The 21,246-nt window shown below is 37.1% G+C and carries 10 protein-coding genes; all 10 read right to left on the bottom strand.

The genetic code is table 11. The annotated features are described in order from the left end of the window. Positions 1–34 precede the first annotated feature (34 nt). Positions 35–1,393, bottom strand: a complete 1,359-nt coding sequence (celB, locus tag CHI06_RS18015) for a PTS cellobiose transporter subunit IIC (protein ID WP_095250012.1) — start codon at positions 1,391–1,393, stop codon at positions 35–37. A 147-nt stretch (positions 1,394–1,540) separates the two neighbouring features. Continuing rightward, positions 1,541–5,179 carry a hypothetical protein gene (locus CHI06_RS18010; RefSeq protein WP_095250011.1) on the bottom strand — a complete coding sequence of 1,213 codons (3,639 nt, stop codon included), beginning with the start codon at positions 5,177–5,179 and terminating at the stop codon, positions 1,541–1,543. 124 nt (positions 5,180–5,303) lie between these two features. Next, positions 5,304–7,235, bottom strand: a complete 1,932-nt coding sequence (locus tag CHI06_RS18005; RefSeq protein WP_095250010.1) for a BglG family transcription antiterminator — start codon at positions 7,233–7,235, stop codon at positions 5,304–5,306. Positions 7,236–7,607: 372 nt separating this feature from the next. Further along, complete coding sequence (locus CHI06_RS18000) at positions 7,608–8,324, bottom strand: SIS domain-containing protein (protein ID WP_095250009.1); 717 nt, start codon at positions 8,322–8,324, stop codon at positions 7,608–7,610. A 27-nt stretch (positions 8,325–8,351) separates the two neighbouring features. After that, a complete protein-coding gene (locus CHI06_RS17995; protein ID WP_095250008.1) occupies positions 8,352–9,719 on the bottom strand; it encodes a sugar phosphate nucleotidyltransferase in 1,368 nt (455 codons plus the stop codon). Between the two features lie 92 nt (positions 9,720–9,811). Continuing rightward, positions 9,812–10,939 (bottom strand): MupG family TIM beta-alpha barrel fold protein, encoded by a 1,128-nt coding sequence (locus tag CHI06_RS17990; protein WP_095250007.1) that lies wholly within the window; start codon positions 10,937–10,939, stop codon positions 9,812–9,814. An 18-nt stretch (positions 10,940–10,957) separates the two neighbouring features. After that, positions 10,958–11,896, bottom strand: a complete 939-nt coding sequence (locus CHI06_RS17985) for an N-acetylglucosamine kinase (RefSeq protein WP_179292676.1) — start codon at positions 11,894–11,896, stop codon at positions 10,958–10,960. A 582-nt stretch (positions 11,897–12,478) separates the two neighbouring features. Continuing rightward, entirely contained in the window at positions 12,479–12,667 is a 189-nt protein-coding gene (locus CHI06_RS17980) for a hypothetical protein (protein WP_095250005.1), read from the bottom strand. A 57-nt stretch (positions 12,668–12,724) separates the two neighbouring features. Beyond that, positions 12,725–15,883, bottom strand: coding sequence for a family 43 glycosylhydrolase (locus tag CHI06_RS17975; protein ID WP_095250004.1), 3,159 nt, complete (start codon positions 15,881–15,883; stop codon positions 12,725–12,727). Between the two features lie 1,074 nt (positions 15,884–16,957). Beyond that, on the bottom strand, positions 16,958–21,097 hold the full coding sequence (locus tag CHI06_RS17970; RefSeq protein WP_095250003.1) for a S8 family serine peptidase: 4,140 nt from the start codon (positions 21,095–21,097) through the stop codon (positions 16,958–16,960). Between the last annotated feature and the right edge of the window lie 149 nt (positions 21,098–21,246).

The raw sequence follows: 21,246 nt of genomic DNA, 5'->3' as shown, positions 1-21,246 counted from the left end.
CTTGAAAAGATTGACACCCGAAAGAAGTCACGCCTTAATTAATTGTAGCGTTCTCCATTTCTAAGTTTTTTTTATCCCACATCTTAGTATTAGAAGCTTTCTCCATTTCTAAGTTTTTCTTATCCCACATCTTAATGAATGGGAACCAAATTGCAGAGGCAACGGCAAAAGCAACCAATTGCATGACCACACCCATAATTTTACCGCCAGTCATAAGATAACCACTGATGAAATATGGGGTTGTCCACGGAATGATCGTACCCGTCGTTTGTGGGAAAATACCCATCGACGTCCCAAAATAAGTAACGGTTAAAACTGCTACTGGTGCCAGCATGAAAGGAATCATTAAGAATGGGTTTAAGACAACCGGAACTCCAAACACTATGGGTTCGTTGACGTTAAAAAGGGAAGGTCCCATCGCCAAACGTCCAACTTTCTTAAGCAGTTTTGATTTTGCTAAAAACATCATATAGATAGCAACTGGTAACGTAGCACCTGATCCACCCATCCAGATACCATTCTCATAGAATGTATACGTAATGATATGCGGCAGTGTCTTTGCACCCTCTTTTACTGCTGCTAAGTTTGCATCTGCATTTGTAATCCAAATAGGTTCCATTACAGAAGTGATGATGGATGAACCATGGATTCCAAAACTCCATAAGAGATGTTCCATTAAACTTGCGATAAGCGTACCAATGTAGGTTGAACCTAAGATCGTAAATGGTTGTGTGACAACGACCTGTATAAAAGTTGCGAAAGTTTCCCAACTAGTTTGCGCAAATATAAATCTAACAAATAAGAAGAAAATAATAATAACCAAACCAGGAATAAGGGCTGTAAAAGAACGTGAAACAGTTGGTGGTACAGTATCTGGTAATGTAATGATCATCTTCTTTTGTAAGAAGAAACGATAAATTTCAGCGGTAATAATGGCAACAATTAATCCAACAAACAAATACTGTGCACTAAAAATATCAGGTGACCAAGCGGATACGCTTTCTTCATCAACTGTGAAAGTGCTCATAATGTTAACAATTAAATATCCTGCTAATGCTAAAACACCAGCTGGAACACCATCAATATTCTTTCCATCGACTTTATAACTGCCTGCTAGTGAGTATGCTACACCAAATACAGCAATTAAAGCGATGATACCCATTGTACCGTTATAAACGATGTCTCCAAAAGCATTCCAATTGTCCCCAAAGGTTTTTGCCATGAAGTTTTGATACCATTCTGCTTCTAACCAAGCTACGATAATGAAAAACGAACCAATTATCATAAGAGGCATTGCAAACATAATACCGTCACGTAAGGCAAGCAAATGTCTTTGATTACCTATTTTCGAAGCAATCGGTAAAAATTTCTCTTCAAAAAAATTACTTTTCATTGAATTATCACTCCTAAAAGGATTAGGATCTTGGTAAATCAGAAATTTCCCTTATACCAAGATCCTTTTAACATAATTTATTTAATTTAAATAAGGAATAATATTAGGCAAATAGTTATAGTAAGGCAGCTACTGTTTACATTAATATTATTTATGATGCGAATTCTTAGAAACAGGTCTTACAAAAGTCATCACGTGGCTATCGTTTTCAAATCTAGGCTCTCCATCAATTGTCATTGCAGAGTATAGAACAGTAGCAATGATGAAAGCTTGCTTATCTGTTTTATACGTAACTTCTCCAGTTTCACTATCAACAGCTACATCGTCTGGTGAAGATGATTCGTAACTAACTTCTACAAATTTATTTCCATCTGTATTTAATTTTGAATCAGCCATTGCATTTTTCAACCATGTTGGATAGGCAAAAGAATTCTTGTCAAGCACAGTAGGAGCAATTGGCTTTGCTGATTTCTTAGGATCAACAACATTGATTGTGTATGTTATTTTAGCAGGCGTTCTAAAGAATCCATCAATAACATACGCCGTAACGGTAGCTGTTCCCGGTTTTAAACCAGTTGCATAAGCACCATAGTACTCGCCATTTACACTTAAATCCGTTGGTCTTACGTTTCCTTCATCACCGTATGTTGCTATATTTCTTAGGTCAATAACTTGAAATACATCTGATTCAGCATTAATTTGTGTAGGTAATCCATTGATATATCCTGCTTGATCCCAAGCATTCGTTGCCCAAGACACATTCTTAATATATCCCGTTGTTTTAGCATCAAGCTTTACAGAATCACCTACGTTAATTGTAAATGTATGTGTGTCTGCATTATATTTAGCATGCGGATTCATAGATGCTAGATTAGTTGGGTATTCAAGATTTTCTGTACCATTATTAACTGGTGTAGTAACTTTTGATCCTAAATCTTCTACATAAGCAGCATCTTCAGGGTTTTGAGTGATCCAGTAAGGCATTGAAATGACAGTTGAAGATTCCATTGTTAAACTGTTACCAGAGTCAATCGTTCTTCTATCCATCGTTCCAAAAATGTTTGTGTTATACTTGGACATCATAACTTCATCACGAGGGATTAATTGGTCAACCATAAGATTTGGTGCTACGTGTGTTACGTCATTTCTGTTTGCTGATAATACATCAAAGTTCATGAAATTGTTAGGTATACGTGTCATATACCAATCTGAACCTGCAAGGTCAACTTGTGCGTTTCCGATATCAATACCTTTAGCTTTCAATGCACCTAGAGAAGCCGCGTAGAAAGTTGTCATGAATGGGTTTTTCTCTCTCTTTTCGTTTGTCCACCATTGGTTCATGCCTTCTAAGATTTCGTCACCGTTAAACTTATCAGCATGGTGAGATAATGTGTAGTATGCTAGTGCTTCTTCTTCTTCATCAGAATAGTTCATGTATGATTCGTGAGTTACACCACTTACACCGATATCATCACCGTTATGAGCAGCAATACCAAAGTATCTTGCAAGATATTGTAATGTCATATCAAGCATCGATTTTGAGTTATATGTTTTTGGATATCTTACTTCAAAATCATTGTGTTCATTAGCTTTTTCTGACGCTTTTACGCCATTCATTACTTTGTATTCGTTTGCATAATCAAGTGGTTCAATTACATCAATGCCTTGATCTTCAAGGATTGCTTTTTCTTCAGGAGTATACGTACCCAAATCTCTTGCAACTACAAGTGCTTGTAACTGTAATTGCGCATTTAATGGACCGTCTTCATAGTCTGCGTCTCTTCCCCATGCATCCTTATTACCATCAAGGTATTCAGGGTTCATATTTGCCCATCTAGTTGGAGCATTCGGACCGTTTAATCCATTTCCAGGAACAGAACCACTAGCAAAACGAGATTCAGCTGGGTTCTCACCATTAACAGTCAATTGGAAATAGTTGTTTAGAACTAGTGCATTTGTGTGGTTAATCATATCATTTTTGATAAGCGCTGCTAGTTCTGGATCATCTTCTTTGAATGCCTTATATGCTAGGTCTAATGTAAAATAATGACCTACTAATTCATCTGTTGATGTTGTTGCTTTGTAATAAACTTTATTTGAGTCTAAATCCATTGAATCCGCATCAAAACCTTCGTTTTGGTTTGCAAATATTTCAGTTAAACGTGGAGGTACTGCAACTGTGTCATATGCTTTAAGATCAGTTTGAGTTCCATTTTTGAAAGATCCAGGGACATTATACCAAACTGTTTTTCCATTAATATCTTCAGCTTGTCCTGCCTTCTTTTGAATCCATGCATTATCCCATGTCCTAGCTTCTGGAATTGTAGCGCCATTGTTACTTGTGTCTACTTTGTACGTTCGAGCAAAGAAACCAGCAGAAGCAGGATTTCCAGTGTCAGTCAATGTATATTTACCCTTTTCATCAACGAATACTGGCTTTCCTTCGTTAGCAGTAAGCCATGCTTTTGCTTCAGCGATAGTTTTTACGCTTCCACCATAAGAGTTAACAACGTACACATAGTCGTTTACATTGTATTGAGAAGTAACTTTTAATTGCGTACCAGATACATAACCAAGCGTTACGATTGATTCAACTGCACGAATAGCAGATGCTTTTGCATCTTTTGTTCTTTCATCATTTGGACCAAATGTATTTTTCATGTAGTTGTATCTCCAGATTTCACCAGAAGCATACATTGTCGTCCAAAGACCGTCATTGTCTGTATCATAGTTTCCTCTAGCAACATCTTTATCACCTGTCATAAGCGCTTTAATCATGTCCTCTTGAGTAGTGAATCTCATATTACCAGATTGGAATCCGTATCTGTCTGTATAGTTTCTTGAAATTTCTGTTTGAAGTAATGCTTTACTTTGTAAGGACATTTGCTTTCTCACAATGTGAGTTGCGTTTCCTTTTTCGCCAAGAATCCAAAGTCCATTATTACCATCAGGCATGATGTTGGTAATCACTTCTTTTGCGTTAAATGTTGCAGTATTACCAGCATTATTAGTACCAGAACCTGAAGATTCACCAGTTTGTGGAATATATCTCCCACCTTGCAAATATTGAATTTGATCAGCCGAAGATAAGTTAGGATCGTAAAGTGTAATTGCATCAGATACGATACCAGTAATTACTCCATGCGCTCTCTCATCACCCAAGATGATTTTGTCATTTGACTTGATTAAAGTGTCTTTTGAAATTAACCATTTTACACCGTCTTCTCCTTCAACATATCCTACATAGCTCTTTGATGGGAACTTCTTTCCTGCTGGAGCCGAAGGAATATTAGTTGTTTTCCAAGTCGATGTTGAAAGGGCAGCTGGTATCCTATTATCCCCAGCATTATAGTAGTAAACTAATTTTTCAAGATTAGTAGTAGCTTGTGCTTCTACTACAGTAACAGTAATCACGACAGTTTTAGCAGCACCAGTTGTATCCACTCCAGTACCAGTGATTTTTGCCGTACCACCAGATACCCCTAAAATCTTTCCGCTGAAATCACCTTTTTCGTTGCCAACCATATCAACATATGCAACATATGGATCAGAAGTTGTCCATTTTACTGGCTTTGTTGTATCTAAACCAGTAGGTTTTGCATGAGTGATATGTGTAGTGTTCATATAAATACTTGTGCCAGTTGAAACAGGAGCTACAGTAAAAGATTGAGTTGAAATAGTAGGAGCAGCTTTAACAACTACACCACTAAAATTACCAGCAACGATTGTAGCAGCTAAAACAGCAACCGTAACAGGTTTACCAAAACGCAATTTACTTCTTTTCATTATGTTCCTCCTATATAATATATTCGAATCCATTTTCTACTCAGAGATTTAACCATACATTCTAAACCCTTCATTCCCCTTCTACTATCAACCCCTTTCATATAATTGGCTGAATCTTGTAAGTCTAGCAGAATAATATTTTAGAAACCTCGTATTGAAAATCATTGAAGTTAGTTGATTTCAGAATTCTCTGTTTCGCTTCGGGATGCTCCATTAAATGTAAAACTAATCGACTTAACTCCTTGTGTAAAAACAAGTCTCCCGCACGAAGATTAATTAAAAATAGTATTTGTACTACCTTTCCATCATAAGTTGTTGGATTCTTAAATATCACAACACTTATCGAATCTTGAATAGCAACCATTTTTAATGCATGTGGCACTGCTATCCCATTTTGGAGAATCGTCGATATTTTTTCTTCCCGTTCGACAACCAAATCAGGAAAGTCAGGTGTTGCAAAACCCAATTCAACAACTCTTTTCGCTTTTTCTTTAATGTAAGCTTTGTAGTCAAAAGACTCTCTAGTATCTTCTATATAAAACATTTCTGAATGAAACAGAGATAAGAGTGTTGGTGCATTTTCCTTAACTCTACTCGCTGGATACCCAGTAAGCGTACGAAGAATTCTCTGGATATCCGTCTCAGTTAGTATTGGTGCTACTTGAATATATGGAATTGAACTATTGTCAAAACGAATCGGATGAGATGAAACTAATAAATCATATTCTTCTAGATGAACCGATTGAAGTTCACTGTATAGAACGACATTAATGGCTGCACCTTGGAAAAGTGTTTCGAGTCTCATTTTAAGTAAATCAGCCGACCCTGCTCCTGATCCGTACGATAGTAGAATTTTCTTATAGGAACTTAATTGTTTTTGCTTCTCTCTTTCCATATGAGCTGCAAAATGCATGGTAATGTATCCCATTTCATCACTAGAAAGTTCGAATCCCCAAATTTCCTTTATCATTTCAGAAAATTTTAAAGCAATCATAAAGACGTCGGAATATCTACTGTATACGTCATCTATCAATGGATTTGTAAGCTTTAAGTTGAAATATATTCTTCTTAACAAAGGATACATATGCATCAAAAGCATATCTAAAAGTTGTTGATCACCTGAAAACTGTGTCAAGAAAGTTTGATCTAATTTTTCAAAACAATGCTTTAGTTTTTGTTCCAAATCATTCTTTTCTTGTTCCTCAATATCATCCACACTCGATTTACCACTTATATGTGCAGCAAGATAGATCATTTCACTCTCTGGTAGTACAACATGATATAGTTCAGAAAGTACTTCACAAATTCTCTTGGCTATATTCATATAAGATGGCTTAATCAGGGAAACATCTAACTTCTTTTCTTGATTAGGCAATATAAAATTGTGTTGAGTTACTCGAAACGAGAGTATTTGAATATGCATTAATATGTTCTCAAGGGCAAAATAACTTAATTTCAAATGATTGATTTGTACCTCTTCACTCAAAACAGTTCTAATTTCTTCAAATGGAAACGCTTTCTCGAAATTTAGATAATTAGATTTTTTTAACAATCCTGTTTCTTTTTGACTTAAGAAATAGGAAAACGCCCTTCTAAAATTTGTTTCGTCACCTAGTAAACGAACACCGTAACGTGATTTTGCTTCTACTTTTAAATCAAAAATCCTAACTTGCTTTTCAACTTCAACCATGTCGCTAAGAACTGTCGATCTACTGATCATTAGGCTATCAGCAAACATGTCAATGGTTTGAAACTCAGTCGTTTGAAGCAATAGCATAATAATATTGATTACACGAACACGAGGTAAATCCGGGGCTAAAGCTCCCTTAATTTCTTCTAAATACGATTGAACCATTTCTTGATTTTCTACATGAAGTAAATATCCTTCACCGCGTTTTTTCTGAATAACAAATCCAGATTTTTCTCCAATAACGTTTAATTCTTTCAATTCATTTCGTAATGTCCGATTTGAAATGGCGAATTCTGATTCAAGTTCATGCGATGTAAGTGTTTTGCCTTTTTGATACAAATATTGTAAAATTAGATCTCTTCGCATACATTACCCCATCACTCTAGAAACTCTTCTAGTTGGTTTAAGTTTACTACCCGCCAAATACATTTAACAGTTTGATTTTTTCCATTATTCCTAGCAATTTGAAACAAATTAATAGTAGCTCATAAATTTGAAGCTAAATGGCACGATCGACAATTTTAAAAAATAATCTGAACGAATCTTAACATAGTTCTACACGATTAAAAATTAAGTATTACTTCATACAAGTTAAGTAACACTTCTATATCCCTTAAATTTTCCTCCATGTCCAGTACATGGAAAATTTCCTATAAGCCAAATAAGCGTTCCCAGGACTTGGGAACACTTTTCTCATTAAGCTCCTATTCACTTTACCAGTTACTTATTAGGGCTAAATTAAACACCATAATACCTTGCAAAAAGTTCTTTATTCCATTCATCTCCGCCATCAACATTAGAGCTCTTAAACACTGGCGGTTTCAGTCCAGCTTGGTGATACTTTTTTGCTAACAATATAGAAATGGTTTGAGCTACAAAAGCTCCCGCCATAGTAGAAGTTGCCCCCATACCTGTGTTTGCTTCTTCTACAAAAAAGTAAGCATCACCAGGTCCAGTGCAACTATCAATCACGACATCACTGAAGTCAAATAGATATTTTCCGCTACTGTGTCTTGATTTTGAACCTGCAGGATGATTCGGATTTGTAAAAGCAATGACCTTTGTACCACACTCCTGTGCCATTTTTGCAAGTTCAACCGTCATTCCATTTCTTCCTGAATTGGAAGCAATGGCAAGTACATCCTTTGAGTTGATTTTATATAAATCAAAGATAACTTTTGCATAGGCTTCTAAGCGTTCAATCACAGTACTTTTTAAAGGATGATCGTGTAATAAAAACTCATTTGGCAAAATAGGCGAGACTTGTGCAAATCCACCCGCTCTTACGTAAAATTCTTCTGCAAACATATGGGAGTGACCTGAACCTGTAACTAGGAAGCGTCCGCCATTTTGAAGTGCTTCAAAAATGCATGTGGCCGCTTCATCCATTTTATCAATCTGTGTCGTATACAGTTTTTCGAGATTTGTTGTCACATATTGGTAATAATTCTCCATGATGACTATTCCCCTTTTATTGATTTGTTACCACCCGTACTTATTTTCGCTCCATTTTTTAATAATTAGATCTTGTTTCACGAAAACAAGGCTATTTTTTTCAATATCTTTATCTATGATTGCACCAGCTCCGAGAACACTATAAGCACCTATTTTACAACCAGGCATAATAATTGTATTTACGCCCGTTCTGCAATAGTCGCCAAGATAAGCAGCATTTGAAAAATGTAAGGGTACTTCTTTTCGTCCATTCACAACGTGCTCCGTTTCTCCGTCATCAAAGCGTAATGTTCCGCAAACGGTTGCTGCTCCGATATCCGTATGACTGCCAATTGCACCATAAAACTCGCCATAGTGGTAAAGATATACCTTATCCATCACCATTCCGCCAAGGAACTCTGCACAATGGTCGAATATACAATTCGATCCTATCGATACTCCATCGTAAATGATGCAGTAATTACTAATTTTTGTATGATCACCAATCACAGCATTGCCATTAAAAATGGCTCCATTATCAATGTTTGTATTGTCACCCACAATCAGGTTACCGTGAATGACAACTCGTTCACCAATTGAGGAGTTTTTGCCCAGTTTTACATGGCCATGAATGGTTGCATGTGCTGAAATCGTCGCACCTTCTGCAAGTTGGTTCTCTTTTAGTGCATGACAAAAATGATCTACCATAAATTGGTTCGCTTGTAACATATGCCAAGGCTTGTCAATATCAAAGAAATATCCACTACATTCGATAGCATTCAATTTTAGTTTATCAAGCGATTTCAGAAGCCCAGCTTCAATATATCTCTCTTTTGGAACACCTACACCTACTTTTACATCTGGAAAATAATCTGGAGTTCTTTTCACATAATCTAAAATTGTATCGTCAAAGTGAAATCCTGCAAATTGATGGGTAATGCTGTTCCCACGATAGTGGGCACCGATCGACTGAACGAACCCATTTTCAATACTCGCACCAATCCAGTTTCTTGAGGATTCCTCTAAATTTTTCAACAACACAGCAGGTTTTATTGAATTCACTAAGTTCTCTAAATCCTTTTGTTCAACGATGGTATCCCCATAGAGAACGATAAAGTCCTTCGTATCAGAGAGTTTCTCAGCTCCTTTTACCAGACTTTCTGCGCTTCCTAAATTGGTTTGATCACTTACAAATTTAACGTTTTCAATATCTGATAAAAGATTTTCTATTTCTCTTTGATGTTCTTCATTAACGACAACAACAATTTCTTCTATTCCCATTTCCACAATGGAATCAATGTTATAGCGGATTAATGGCTTCCCTGCGATTTTTATTGTTGTTTTGGAGCGAACCGCATTGAAAGGGAACATTTTACTGCCCTTGCCTGCCGCAAGAATAATGGCGCTTTTCACCATTCCATCACCTCTGGTTTCATTAACGTTTTATAACTTTGTTTTTTAAACACATCAAATAACAGTCTAAAATCATTCATCTACTATAAAATTTTTTACTTATATTCTACTAATCGGAATTTATTTCTGCCTGCTAAAAGATAAGTCAATAAATCTTTTGCAAAAGGATGAACAAATCCAATCACATTGTGCTCAACCGATTGTCCTAAATCTTTCAATGAGATTTGCAATTCCCCTTCATATTGCGCACTTCTATTATTTAAAACAGAAATCGTATGCTTTCCTCTTGGTGCACAAAAGCAAGGAGGCACTTCCATTCCTCTCGTATCAGTCGCCCGAATTAGATTTGCAGGCTGATCAACTCTTGAAATTAGGACTGACTCTTGAATTGTCATTTTTGTATTATGAGGAACAAACTGATTAAATACTACTGGAATCTCAATATAATCTTGTTTGTAGCACCTTGCCATTTCGATAAGCTCTGAAAGGTCGGCAAACGAGTCACCAATTAGCACATCATCAAAACCATTTGCAAATAACTCTAACATTGCAATATGACAAGGCAAAAAGCGGTGTTTTTCAATCGTGCAAACCCCATGACCTAAGTGGTGCAAATCTTTAGGTGAAAGCTGCGATGCAACAAACCCACCGACCGGCACACCGAATGAGGCAAACAAGTCGTTAATTGGACGAATGTCCTCAAGAGACAATGCTGTATCTGGCAGCGGGAAAAAATTGTGACAAGCGGTTAGTTGACCAATATTTCCTTCTTTTTCTACCGTTTCTAAAAATTCACGACATTCACGTATAGCGCTTCCATTCTGATTATCAGAAGAAGACATCGAAGCGTTTACTTCTATTTGAATCCCCTGCTGATTTTTTGAAAGAAGTGCTATTTCTTGGCTCGTAAAACCTCCATCAATACGGAGTTTTGTGATGCCCATATTTTGTAACGCTGTAAGATCGGTCAATATACAACCCAGCTCGTTGAAAACTTCATCATTCATATCAGCTGATACAGTCATACCAAGTTTTTTACAGTAACTCAGGATGTCATTCCAAGTGTTTGCATTTACGTCCTCTGCACCTTCAAAACCATGATTATTTAAAATCAGTGAAACAAATACTTTTTTAAAACCCAACGAATGGGCCTTTTCCAAATAATCTTTGATTTGAACTAATGGATAAAAGTTGGGATACACACTAATTCCTATTTCACGCATGTTACGTCACATTCCTTACTATTCATAATTTGTATTTACTTGTACCCGCGCACCAATAATGATGGCACCGAATACGGGATCATATAGTGGTGGAGAAATCTCTACATGTGGTAAAACCACTCTTAACTTCTCTTTTAACGTACCGAAATAATCTGTTGATTTCGTCAACAAACTGCCTGCAACAGAGAGACGGAATTTTCCTGATCCCATTTGTCGACTGATTCCAACGACTAAACGAACTAATTTCTCTAGTTCGGCTTCAACAATCGTCCGAGCAGCTTCGTCTCCTTTTGCCCATGCTTCTAGAATAATTGGCGTACATGAAGCTACCTTGTCAACTGGCAGCTTATCTTCCAAATATAATAAATCGATAAATTCTTCTGGAGAAGTCAACTGAAAATGAGCCAGCAACTTTTCAGTAAAGGATGTAGGTGCAATAACTTTGTCGTACTCTTGCATAACAGCTGCAATCGCATGTCGACCAATTTGGAAACCGCTTCCTTCATCACTTATCAATCCGCCCCATCCACCAGAACGTACGATTTTTCCTTTTGAGTCAACTCCCACAACAATGGAACCTGTTCCAGCGATCATCAAAGCATCTTTTCGATCTCCGTTGCCGCCAACAAGAGCAATTTCTGCATCATTCACCACTTCTAGATGGCAAGTAAATCCGCTTTCTTTTAATGCAGTCAAATAGATTTCAACATCCTTCGGTCTATCAACACCTGCAGAACCTAGTACGAGAATCGCATCTTGCAGTTGCTCTTGAAAACAAGTAAATAAAGCTTCATAAATTTCGCAAAATACTGGTTTAAGACCTTCTACGCCGATGTTATTATAATTTGACATCCCAAAATTTTGGTCAAATAGTATTTCTCCGTCTTGTCGTTCTTTGACCATGACTCTCGTTTTCGTTCCTCCGCCGTCCAATCCAATAATCAATCTATTACTCATTATCAGTTCATTCATCCTTTCATTAATCATTTATTTCTTTCTAGTATACTTACCACTCAATACATTAAACAGTTGGATTTTTTCCAACATATTTCGCAATATTAATTGTCATTTTCCCGGTGTATTAAAGGGATACCATGGTAGATAGAGGACTTTATCGTAAAGCTTCGAAAAATAGTAAGAAGCTTTAAATGCAGATAATTGCCAGTCGTCCTTCCATAGAACCTGAAAAACACACGGTTACCCCATTTTGTTCCAAGGGGTTGCCGTGTGTTTGTATATATGTGAAAAGGTATAAATTCCTTCAGTAGTGCAGACCAAGGCAGTGGTCGTACTACAATTTTTTAATTGAAGAGTTATGTATTTTTCATCCATTATTTAACCTTCTGGATGTTTATACTATTATGTTGCATGTAACTCATTTCCCTACACAATAAGTTTCTGTTAGCATAAAATGACAAAAAACTTGGCAGCCCATAGGCATACCAAGTTGGTTATTAATGACTTCATCTTAATTGTTTATTTATTTCCTATTTTAAAGATTTGAGCAACTAAAAGTTTAAAGTGGTGATCTAGAAATCTCTAAGTAACTCGAATTCTACCGACTCTTTTGCTTCGATCACGTTCTTTAATATTCAATGCTCTTTGGGATTTAGGAATACCTTGAAATGAAATGAGGCCAGCCTTAAACAAGACATATCCGATAAAAGTAGCAAAAACCGTACTTCCGAACAGGAACCAGATGAATCTTTTGCCAACATTGCGTAACATGTTTTCACCTCTTTAACCTCTCATTGATGATAAATATGATGAAATCACCTTTTTTATTCACAGATTTCCAGACAAAGAAATTAATAGATTTGCCTTTTCTTTCGTAAGTGACTTATTACTTTGAGCAGATAACTCATTTACATACGCCTTAAGTTTACCTTCTGCGGCATTCTGATTACCTTTCGCTGCTGCTTCTTTTGCTCCATTAAGTTTGGTAGTCAGTGATTCAGCAACCCCCGTATTCGTTACAAAAGATTCGGTTAATCGGCTTAAACTATCAAAGTCCACAGTTACCGTAAATTGGTATTCTATTTCTGCTGCATTACCTGCACGATCAATAGCTTTGGCTGTGAATTTATTTACTCCTACACTATAATCATATGACGGCCCTTCTATGGACGGGCAATCGACAGAAGCAATTCCAGACAAATCATCAGTTGCACTGCAAGTGATAGATATGTTTGAATCAACAGAATAACTTTCCTTATTACCGGTTACTGTGATTACAGGAGATGTTGTATCTTCTTCCACAATCATAATCCAGCTGATTTGAGGATCAGGTGAACCAGCTACCCTGCGAACAGTGAGGTCAAGTTTCCCATCCGTTACGTTCACATTTTTATAGCCTTTGACATCGTAAGAACTCGTAAATACATAGCCCTTCGTTTTGGTTTCACCATTAATTAATATATCAGCTTTTCTGCTACCCTTTGTAGAACTGTACCAAGGATCGTAGAGTCCGGTATATACAGTGTATTTACCATTTTTCAAGTCAAACTTATATGAGAGATCATCACCGGAATTACTTAAAAGGTAACGTAACGAAGAAAATAAATCTCCACTGTTACTGCCCGAAGGTTTTGTACGATCCCCAATATACCCCCATGTTTGTCCATTTGCTGGGTCATACTTTTGATCAATGATATCTTTATTAAGGAGTGTACCTTGCATAAAAGACGACCATGTTTCGTAATCATTTGTTTTCGCCCCGCCACCATGAACAAAATATCTTACATGTTCTGGCAAAACTAATATCTTTGTTCTGATCACTTTATTAGCTAATTCAGAAAGTGTCCCTTCAACCACTACTGTTCCAGGCTTCGAGAATGCCTCAATATTAACGTCCCATGTTACTGACGTGTCCATTTGGATTCCTTCTGAATTGGTCACATTAATCATTTTTGGTAAATTAGGTACTTGATCAACAGATACCTTGGCTGGCAGCTCCGTATTAACTGTGACTTTCCCCATTCTGTCTAAAGTATCCAGTTTCCAATCGTCATACCATTGCATACTAATTTCATCACCTTGGCCAAATTCGATTGGAAGCCAAATATATCGAGAATCCTTTAAATCGCTTTCCTTCCATCTGTCACCCATAAATATAAATTTTCCCTTTTTAGCATCAATTGTAATGACATTGGTGCTTTGTGAATCAAATGTTGTGGAAGCTTTCTCACCGATTGAAGGATCGCGCATAGGTTTCCATTCTCCGAAAATTTCATCAGCAACCGTATATCTTGCTGAATTCGGTGCCCATCCTGTCGCACCAGATGTTATTAAATAGTACTTTCCATTATATTTGAACATCGCGGGTGCCTCTCGCTGTGCACCTGGAAATACTCTTACATAATCCTCACCATAGACAGATTTGTATGTAGTATCGCGTTCTACCTTTCCGTCCTTATGCCAGCCTACAATATCCGTATATGAGTCATTCAATTTCGAAATATAAATCGTCATGTTTTCTTCACTGGAATAAATTAGGTAGGCTGTACCATCGTCATCCTTGAATAAGTTCATATCACGAGCCATACCAGGCTGGTTTGGCTGTCCATTATATTCCGCACCTTCAGGAACTCGGTCCATACGGTTACTTTCTTGATAGACGAAAGGTCCGGTAGGAGAATCACTTAATGCATAGCCTGCTTCCGCCTTTGCATAGTTTGCATTTGACGTAGCAGAAGGACCATCGGTATGCATCCACATCACATATTTCTTTGTTTTATCATTGTAGATTACTTTTGGTCTTTCAATAATCCTGTCTGTACCAATATCATTTTTTATATCAGCTTTATCTTCTCTGCCTTCATAAAGTTTGGAGATAAGTGGATCTGTTTCAAATTGGTCCATCGATTCAATGGCTGTTAGAGCGAGACCTTCATCTTGCCAGTTATAAAGATCTGTTGATGAATAAACCCTAACACCTCTAGCGGGAAGGTATCCGTTGGTTTTATCTTCACCGTACCAATAATATTTCTTCGTTTCCTCGTCATACATGATACCGCCGCCATGTGCTTGGATTGGAGCACCATATGTATCTGTCCAAACCTGTCCAGGTTTAAATGAATCGTTTGGGGCGAATACGATAAGGCCTGCTAGTGCCGTATCTAAGTTCTTCAAACTAGTCCGTATTTGTGCCTGGACTGTTTTCATGTTAATATCTAATCCATTTTCGTTTATATTATCAACCAAATTATCTGCCTGCACAATAGCTTTATTAAGTTCCACTAAACTGTATTTAGTGTAGGTTTCTGTTTTTTGCGCTACTTCTTTTGCAGAGGCTAATTTTGTTTCCAAATCAAAAAGAGAAACCGCTTGGTACTTCTTGACGATAATGTAATTAACGAGTGGATCATTATAGTTTGATAAGCTTCCTGTTGAAGGTCCCTGGATCTTAACTTCTAATTCTCCGTCGTTAACAGTTATTTGTTGATATTCTACCTCTTTAACCGTGGAATAGCTTCCAATATCATAATCGCCATTTGATAGATTTTGGCCCTCACTGATAATATTGACACTTCGGCCACTCCATGGATTTTTGAATCCTAGAGTAAGGTCATAGTCACCATTCGGTAATTCAAATTTATATACTAATGCCTTATCACGGACTTGCGGACCATTATAATATCGAAGAGATCCTAATTTATCACTGCTACTAGAACCACTAGTACCACTAGTAGTAGTTACCAAACCCCACTTTTTCCCTGTAACTTCATCTTTACCATACATCTGCTCCGTTTTACTAGAATATAGTCCCATTTTGTCCGTTCCTTCAACGGTGTTAGGTGTACCATCACCTGCATTTACAAAATACAGAATGTCTGAATCCAAATTCACTGTCTCCGCAGAAACAGGTTTACTAGTTGACAACGCGGGTAAAACAATGAGGATCAAAGCCAAAAAAGTTGAAATTCTTTTGTTTATCTTTACCAACAGTACCCCTCCTTACAAATCTCTATAAATCTTGATAGACCGATTGTTTCATAGATGTTTATTCTAAGAGGTCCAGAATAGTGTAAATGTTTTTTCCATTTCCAGTTTTCAATTCCCTAGGACTAACCTTATAGAATAACCACCCCTTTCAAGTTAGAGTTCTTTAATTAATGAAACCCATTTCATGAAACCGGTTTCATGAATAAATAAAAAAAATCATGCGCACTTTTTTAATATACATAATTTTCAAATAAATGATAAGTAAATAGTACATGCTGATTTTTGATGTGTCAATATCATTTATCCACCTTGGTTTATTGAAATGTATAGTTTGGGAGATCAGTGGGCTAAATAAATATTTTTATTATCTTAGTAAATTCTCCAATAAGAACAAAATTCCTGTAACAGTTTTATTATAAGAACAAAATTATTCATGAAAAAATTTGTGTCATTTGCAAAAAATGCAAGGTTTTCACTACCATTGAGCATTACTCTCGTTAATTGATTTGCTTATAAAATAGCAATCACAAAAACCCTAGAAACTGCGTTATATCAACGCTTTTTGGGTTTTTTATTTTTACTCTACTTAGTAGAATAAGTATTCTCCCCCAAAGAAATGGGGGGGGAATTGGGGGCGCTTTGGGGGAAAGTTTTAACAAAATTATTCAAGTGGACAGACATTTACGCCTTTGTAAAAATCCTACTAACAATAGTTACCGCAGGAGAATTTACAACGAAATTAAAAAAATGAAAAGGCCTTGGGAATATCGGGGCCTTTATCGATTTTCTGTGAAGGAATCGAACCAGTGACCTCAACCCTGTCAATTTCTAAACTGTCTGATATACAGTATTAGGCACCTGTACCTATTAGACTAGTTATTAGATGATTATTGGACTTATACGCATTGGCCACAAAGGAAGTTGTTTCTTTTTTGAAATGTGTGCGTAAGATAAAAAACGCTATTCCTTCCAATATTTTAGAAGGAATAGCGTCTTTTCGTTATAGAAAGGTAATTGTGCCTTACTTAATCGGCATGAGCCACACACATTATGAATTAAAAGATAATTTAAATGCTAGGCCGAGATTTGCAATTCTTTTATAATATCTTGCAATGTCTTTCCATCAACTTGTTGGACAGGTACCGGTGGATTGTCAGCTTCATGGTTTTGTTTTAGATAGTTTCTTTCAACCCAATACATATCCTTTGCATCCACAATTCCGTCGAAGTTAATATCCGCCGCTCTGTTAGTTGTATTCCAAGCCTTTTGGATGGTTAGCGCATCCTGGATATCAATCACATTATCTTGATTCACATCGCCAGCAACAGCATACTCATAAAAGGATGCTCCCATACCGCTATAGTATAAACGAAGCTGTCCCCAAATGTTTCCATTCTTCTCAACCCCGATTTGAATTTGGCGTTTCATCATAAAATGTCCTGGTAATTTCATTTCCCAAGTGAATGAATTGTCAATAATCGGAAGTTTAGAAATACGGTAATCTCCATTTACATTAAGGGTCGATGTGCCATCATACTCAGTGCCGTTCGCATCGATTAATCGGATAGATGCACCAATTTTTGTCCAATCTTTGAATGGCACGGCAGATCCTCTTAATGTGCCAGTTACTTCTGAGAAGGTTGACTGTAGTTGCCATTCCATTCCCGCAGAAGAGATAGATATACGATTACCCAGCTCATTTGTATAAGCAATCGTCGGATTTACAGCTGCACTTACAACAATGGCTGTATCCTTCACCCTCAATGTCAGATTGATTGCAGGAATTTTTCCGCTCACCGTTTTCGTTCCATCCATAGCCAACTTCACTTTTGAAGTGTTGCCTGTCGTTTCAACATTCACCACGGATGCACCGTAATTCGCAAGGGCATCATTCGCCTTAGCATCAACAATTTCAAATCTTTGTCCGATGTTCGTGAGTGTCCATTCTGCTGATTTTAACTTATCTACGTTATTTAAAACGAGGGTGGCGGATACCGTTTCTCCCATTTTAACGTTTGTTTTATCAGTCTTCATATATCCGTACGGTGTACCCGCTTTAACAAAATAGTAATTTTTCTTTGGAGTCTGATTTTTCGCGCCATCTTGTCCATTTACTGTAAAGCGATTGAATGGGTTGGTTTCATTTATCGGAAAGTCAAAATTTAACGTTCCATCTGTCCCAACAGGAAGGACAGGCTTAGTGATTCCGTTAATAGCATAATTGACGGAGATGATTGACTGATTTACATTCATTCCCGATGCAAACATCTTTTCCACTTCATCATCAGTAACTTTAACTTGAAGAGGAACTGTTTTTTGTCCCGGCTGATATTCAAAGACAGGTGATTCATTTCCATCAAAATTTGTTGTCAACGTTGGGCTGTTAACGTCAACATATATATCATTATTCATTATAAAATAATGATCACGCTCACTTGTACCAATAACTTTAATCTGGTAATATCCAGGTTTTACATAACTCTGTTGAGCGGAGATGGGCTTTTCTGGATTTCCAGTAAACGCATAGTATTTACCATCAAATATCCTTTCAACAAAATAGTTCGTATTATCATATAAATCTTGCGTATAAATAGTTTCTAAAAATCCTATATCCTCTCCAGTTTTTCCATCTACCAAAACTAAATCCAGCCATTTCATAGGAGACTTTAATCTGAAATTCAATCTTTCATACCAAGTAGAAGCACTAATTGGGATCGCTTGTAAATGGTAAGGTGCAATTGCATTTGAAGAAAGGGATGTAGATTCAATTCCTTCTTCAGTTGTTCGAACGCTAAACGGAATCCGATATTGTTCGTTTTTGTCGTCTTGGTTTGTCATGATAAGATAGCCTTCATAAATGCCAGCTTTGGCAGTCGCTGGAATTGTCAATGTAACAGGCACTTTTTTTGTTTGGAAAGATTGTACTGGAATAACCTTTGGAATATCTAAGCTCACCTTATTAGAACTAGCATCTAGTGATCCGTTTACATCTGTTTGAAATTGGACATCCACATCAAACTTTTTCTTTTTATCTTCTAAATTTGTCATATTTACAGTCTTTTTAATAATCGTTTCCTCGTTTGCATAATGATTACCGAAACTAAGTCCGCCTGTCTCTTCTTTCATGACAATGTTTTCTTCATTGACGCGAATTGGAGTTTCATCTTGAACTTGAAGCTCCATTCCTGCGTGGACGGCACGATATGGATCGACACGACCTGCGCCTACTTCAAATACACTATACTGGTCTGCTAATGGTTTAGCTGTATTCATCAAAATCGTTTTAATATCACTTGGCTCAAGATCAGGATTTGCCTGTAGTAATAAAGCAGAAATTCCTGTTACATGAGGTGCGGCCATTGATGTACCAGACATGCGGTTATAAGCGAATTGATAATTAGATGGATCATTTTGATAAACTGTATAAGCTGGAACGCTTGATAAAACGCTCACACCTGGCGCGGTGATTTCTGGCTTCATATCGTAATTATTGCGTGATGGCCCGCGAGAGCTGAACCTAGCAAGCTGATCGCCTTCTGTGTACTCTTCATTAAAATTTTTCAAAGTCAATTTTGTATTGCCTGCCCCTAATTGTGCTTTTAGCTCCAATCCTTGCTCATAGCTGATTGAAAAAGCTGGAATGAAGTTTTGATCCTCTCGTACAAAAGGCGTTGTCCCAGCATTTGGGATATTATTATAGGCGATGATGGCAGCGGCACCGTGATTCTTAGCATAAATGGTTTTAGATTGAGTCCCAATAACGCCGGTACTCACAAGAACGATTTTTCCAGTGACATCCTTCCCAGCGTAATCGGAGTCCCTTCCGACCCCTAAATCAATGACATCATATTGATGATTGTTAAAAACACTCAAATCTGTTACCAAATCACTGTATAGATTGCTTAAAAGAAATTCTGTTGTAGAACCAGCTACTGCACCTGTATATTTTGCTACCGGAATTGGTGTGCTGCTTGCACCAACCGTCAATGCTAAAGCAGCCGCTCCCGGAGAGCCAAGAGTATATGAATAAGGTCCAGAGTTACCAGCCGAAACAACGGCAGTCACACCATGTAAAACCGCATAGTTGATAGCTGTACTTGTAGGATACTGTGGATCATTGATGTTGATCCCTAATGATAGATTGATAACATCCATGCCATCTATAATTGCTTTTTCTATACCCGCTAGAATATCTTCCAGTCCACCTGTTCCATATGGTCCTAAAACACGATATCCATAAACTTCAGCATCAGGTGCAATTCCTTTTACAGCTACACCGCTCGTATTTTTTGCTCGCCCTGCAATCGTACCTGAAACATGCGTACCATGACTCGTATAATATGGTGAACCACCTTCATTAGTCTCTGGAAGTCCAGACTTTTTCCAATCGTCGTATGATGTTTCCATTGGATCAAGATCGTTATCTACAAAATCATATCCACCTTTAAATGCATCTTTTAAATCAGGATGGTGATAATCGATACCTGTGTCAATGACTCCAACCTTCACTCCTTTTCCAGTAACACCCTCTTTATGTAACTTGTCTACACCTAGAAATGGAATACTCTCTATTCTTTTAGTGGATTCTTCTTCTTTACTAGAATCTGATTGGATTGGCGGATCGATCGTAAAGGTAACACTTTTATAAACCGCTTTTACAGCATCTGATTGAAGAAGAGTCTCTACTTCGTTCGCGGGTAGTTTCATAGAAACCCCGTTGTAGGCTGTTTTAAAGGAACGCGTTATTTGATAAGCCTTTTTTTCACTTTTTTCTAGAGTGGATGGCAAAATTCTCTTTACATCCTCTTCAAAAGTAGCGTGCTCATGGTTAATTTTGTTTTTCGCATGCTCAGCTGTTAATTTCTTTCCCTTTAATGCAGCATCAAGAACCGCAACTTTCTCAGGCTTGGTCTTAAACTCGACAATAACAGAGATTTCATTATCACTCTTTAATTCTTCTTCATTAAATCCTTGTGGCCCATAGTTTTCCGTGGCTTGAAGCTTAGTCAATGCGTCCCGCTGCTCTTTGGTCAGTGAAGCCAAGATTTGTTCGGACTTTGTACTAGTTACAGCTCCACTTTGAAAAGGCGATAATAGCGTCCCCTCAGCACGTACTTTAGTTGGTAGACTAAGATATGTATTTGATAGACTGCTAGAAACCAAAACTAGTCCCAATGCAAGAGTTGTCGCTTTTTTAATAAACTTCTTTTTCATTCTCTTATACCCCACCCAAATAAAAATTAATAAATACAAATTTTAATATACTTGCATTTATTAAAAGAGTAAATTGGGGGATTTCATATGACACTTTAAACTTTAATTTAAAAATTTAATAAAAATATTGTTTTTAAAGTGCTATTAAC

The organism is Bacillus sp. 7884-1 (assembly GCF_002272245.1).
Lineage (GTDB): Bacteria > Bacillota > Bacilli > Bacillales > Cytobacillaceae > Neobacillus.
This window is presented reverse-complemented; position numbering and strand designations above follow the sequence as displayed.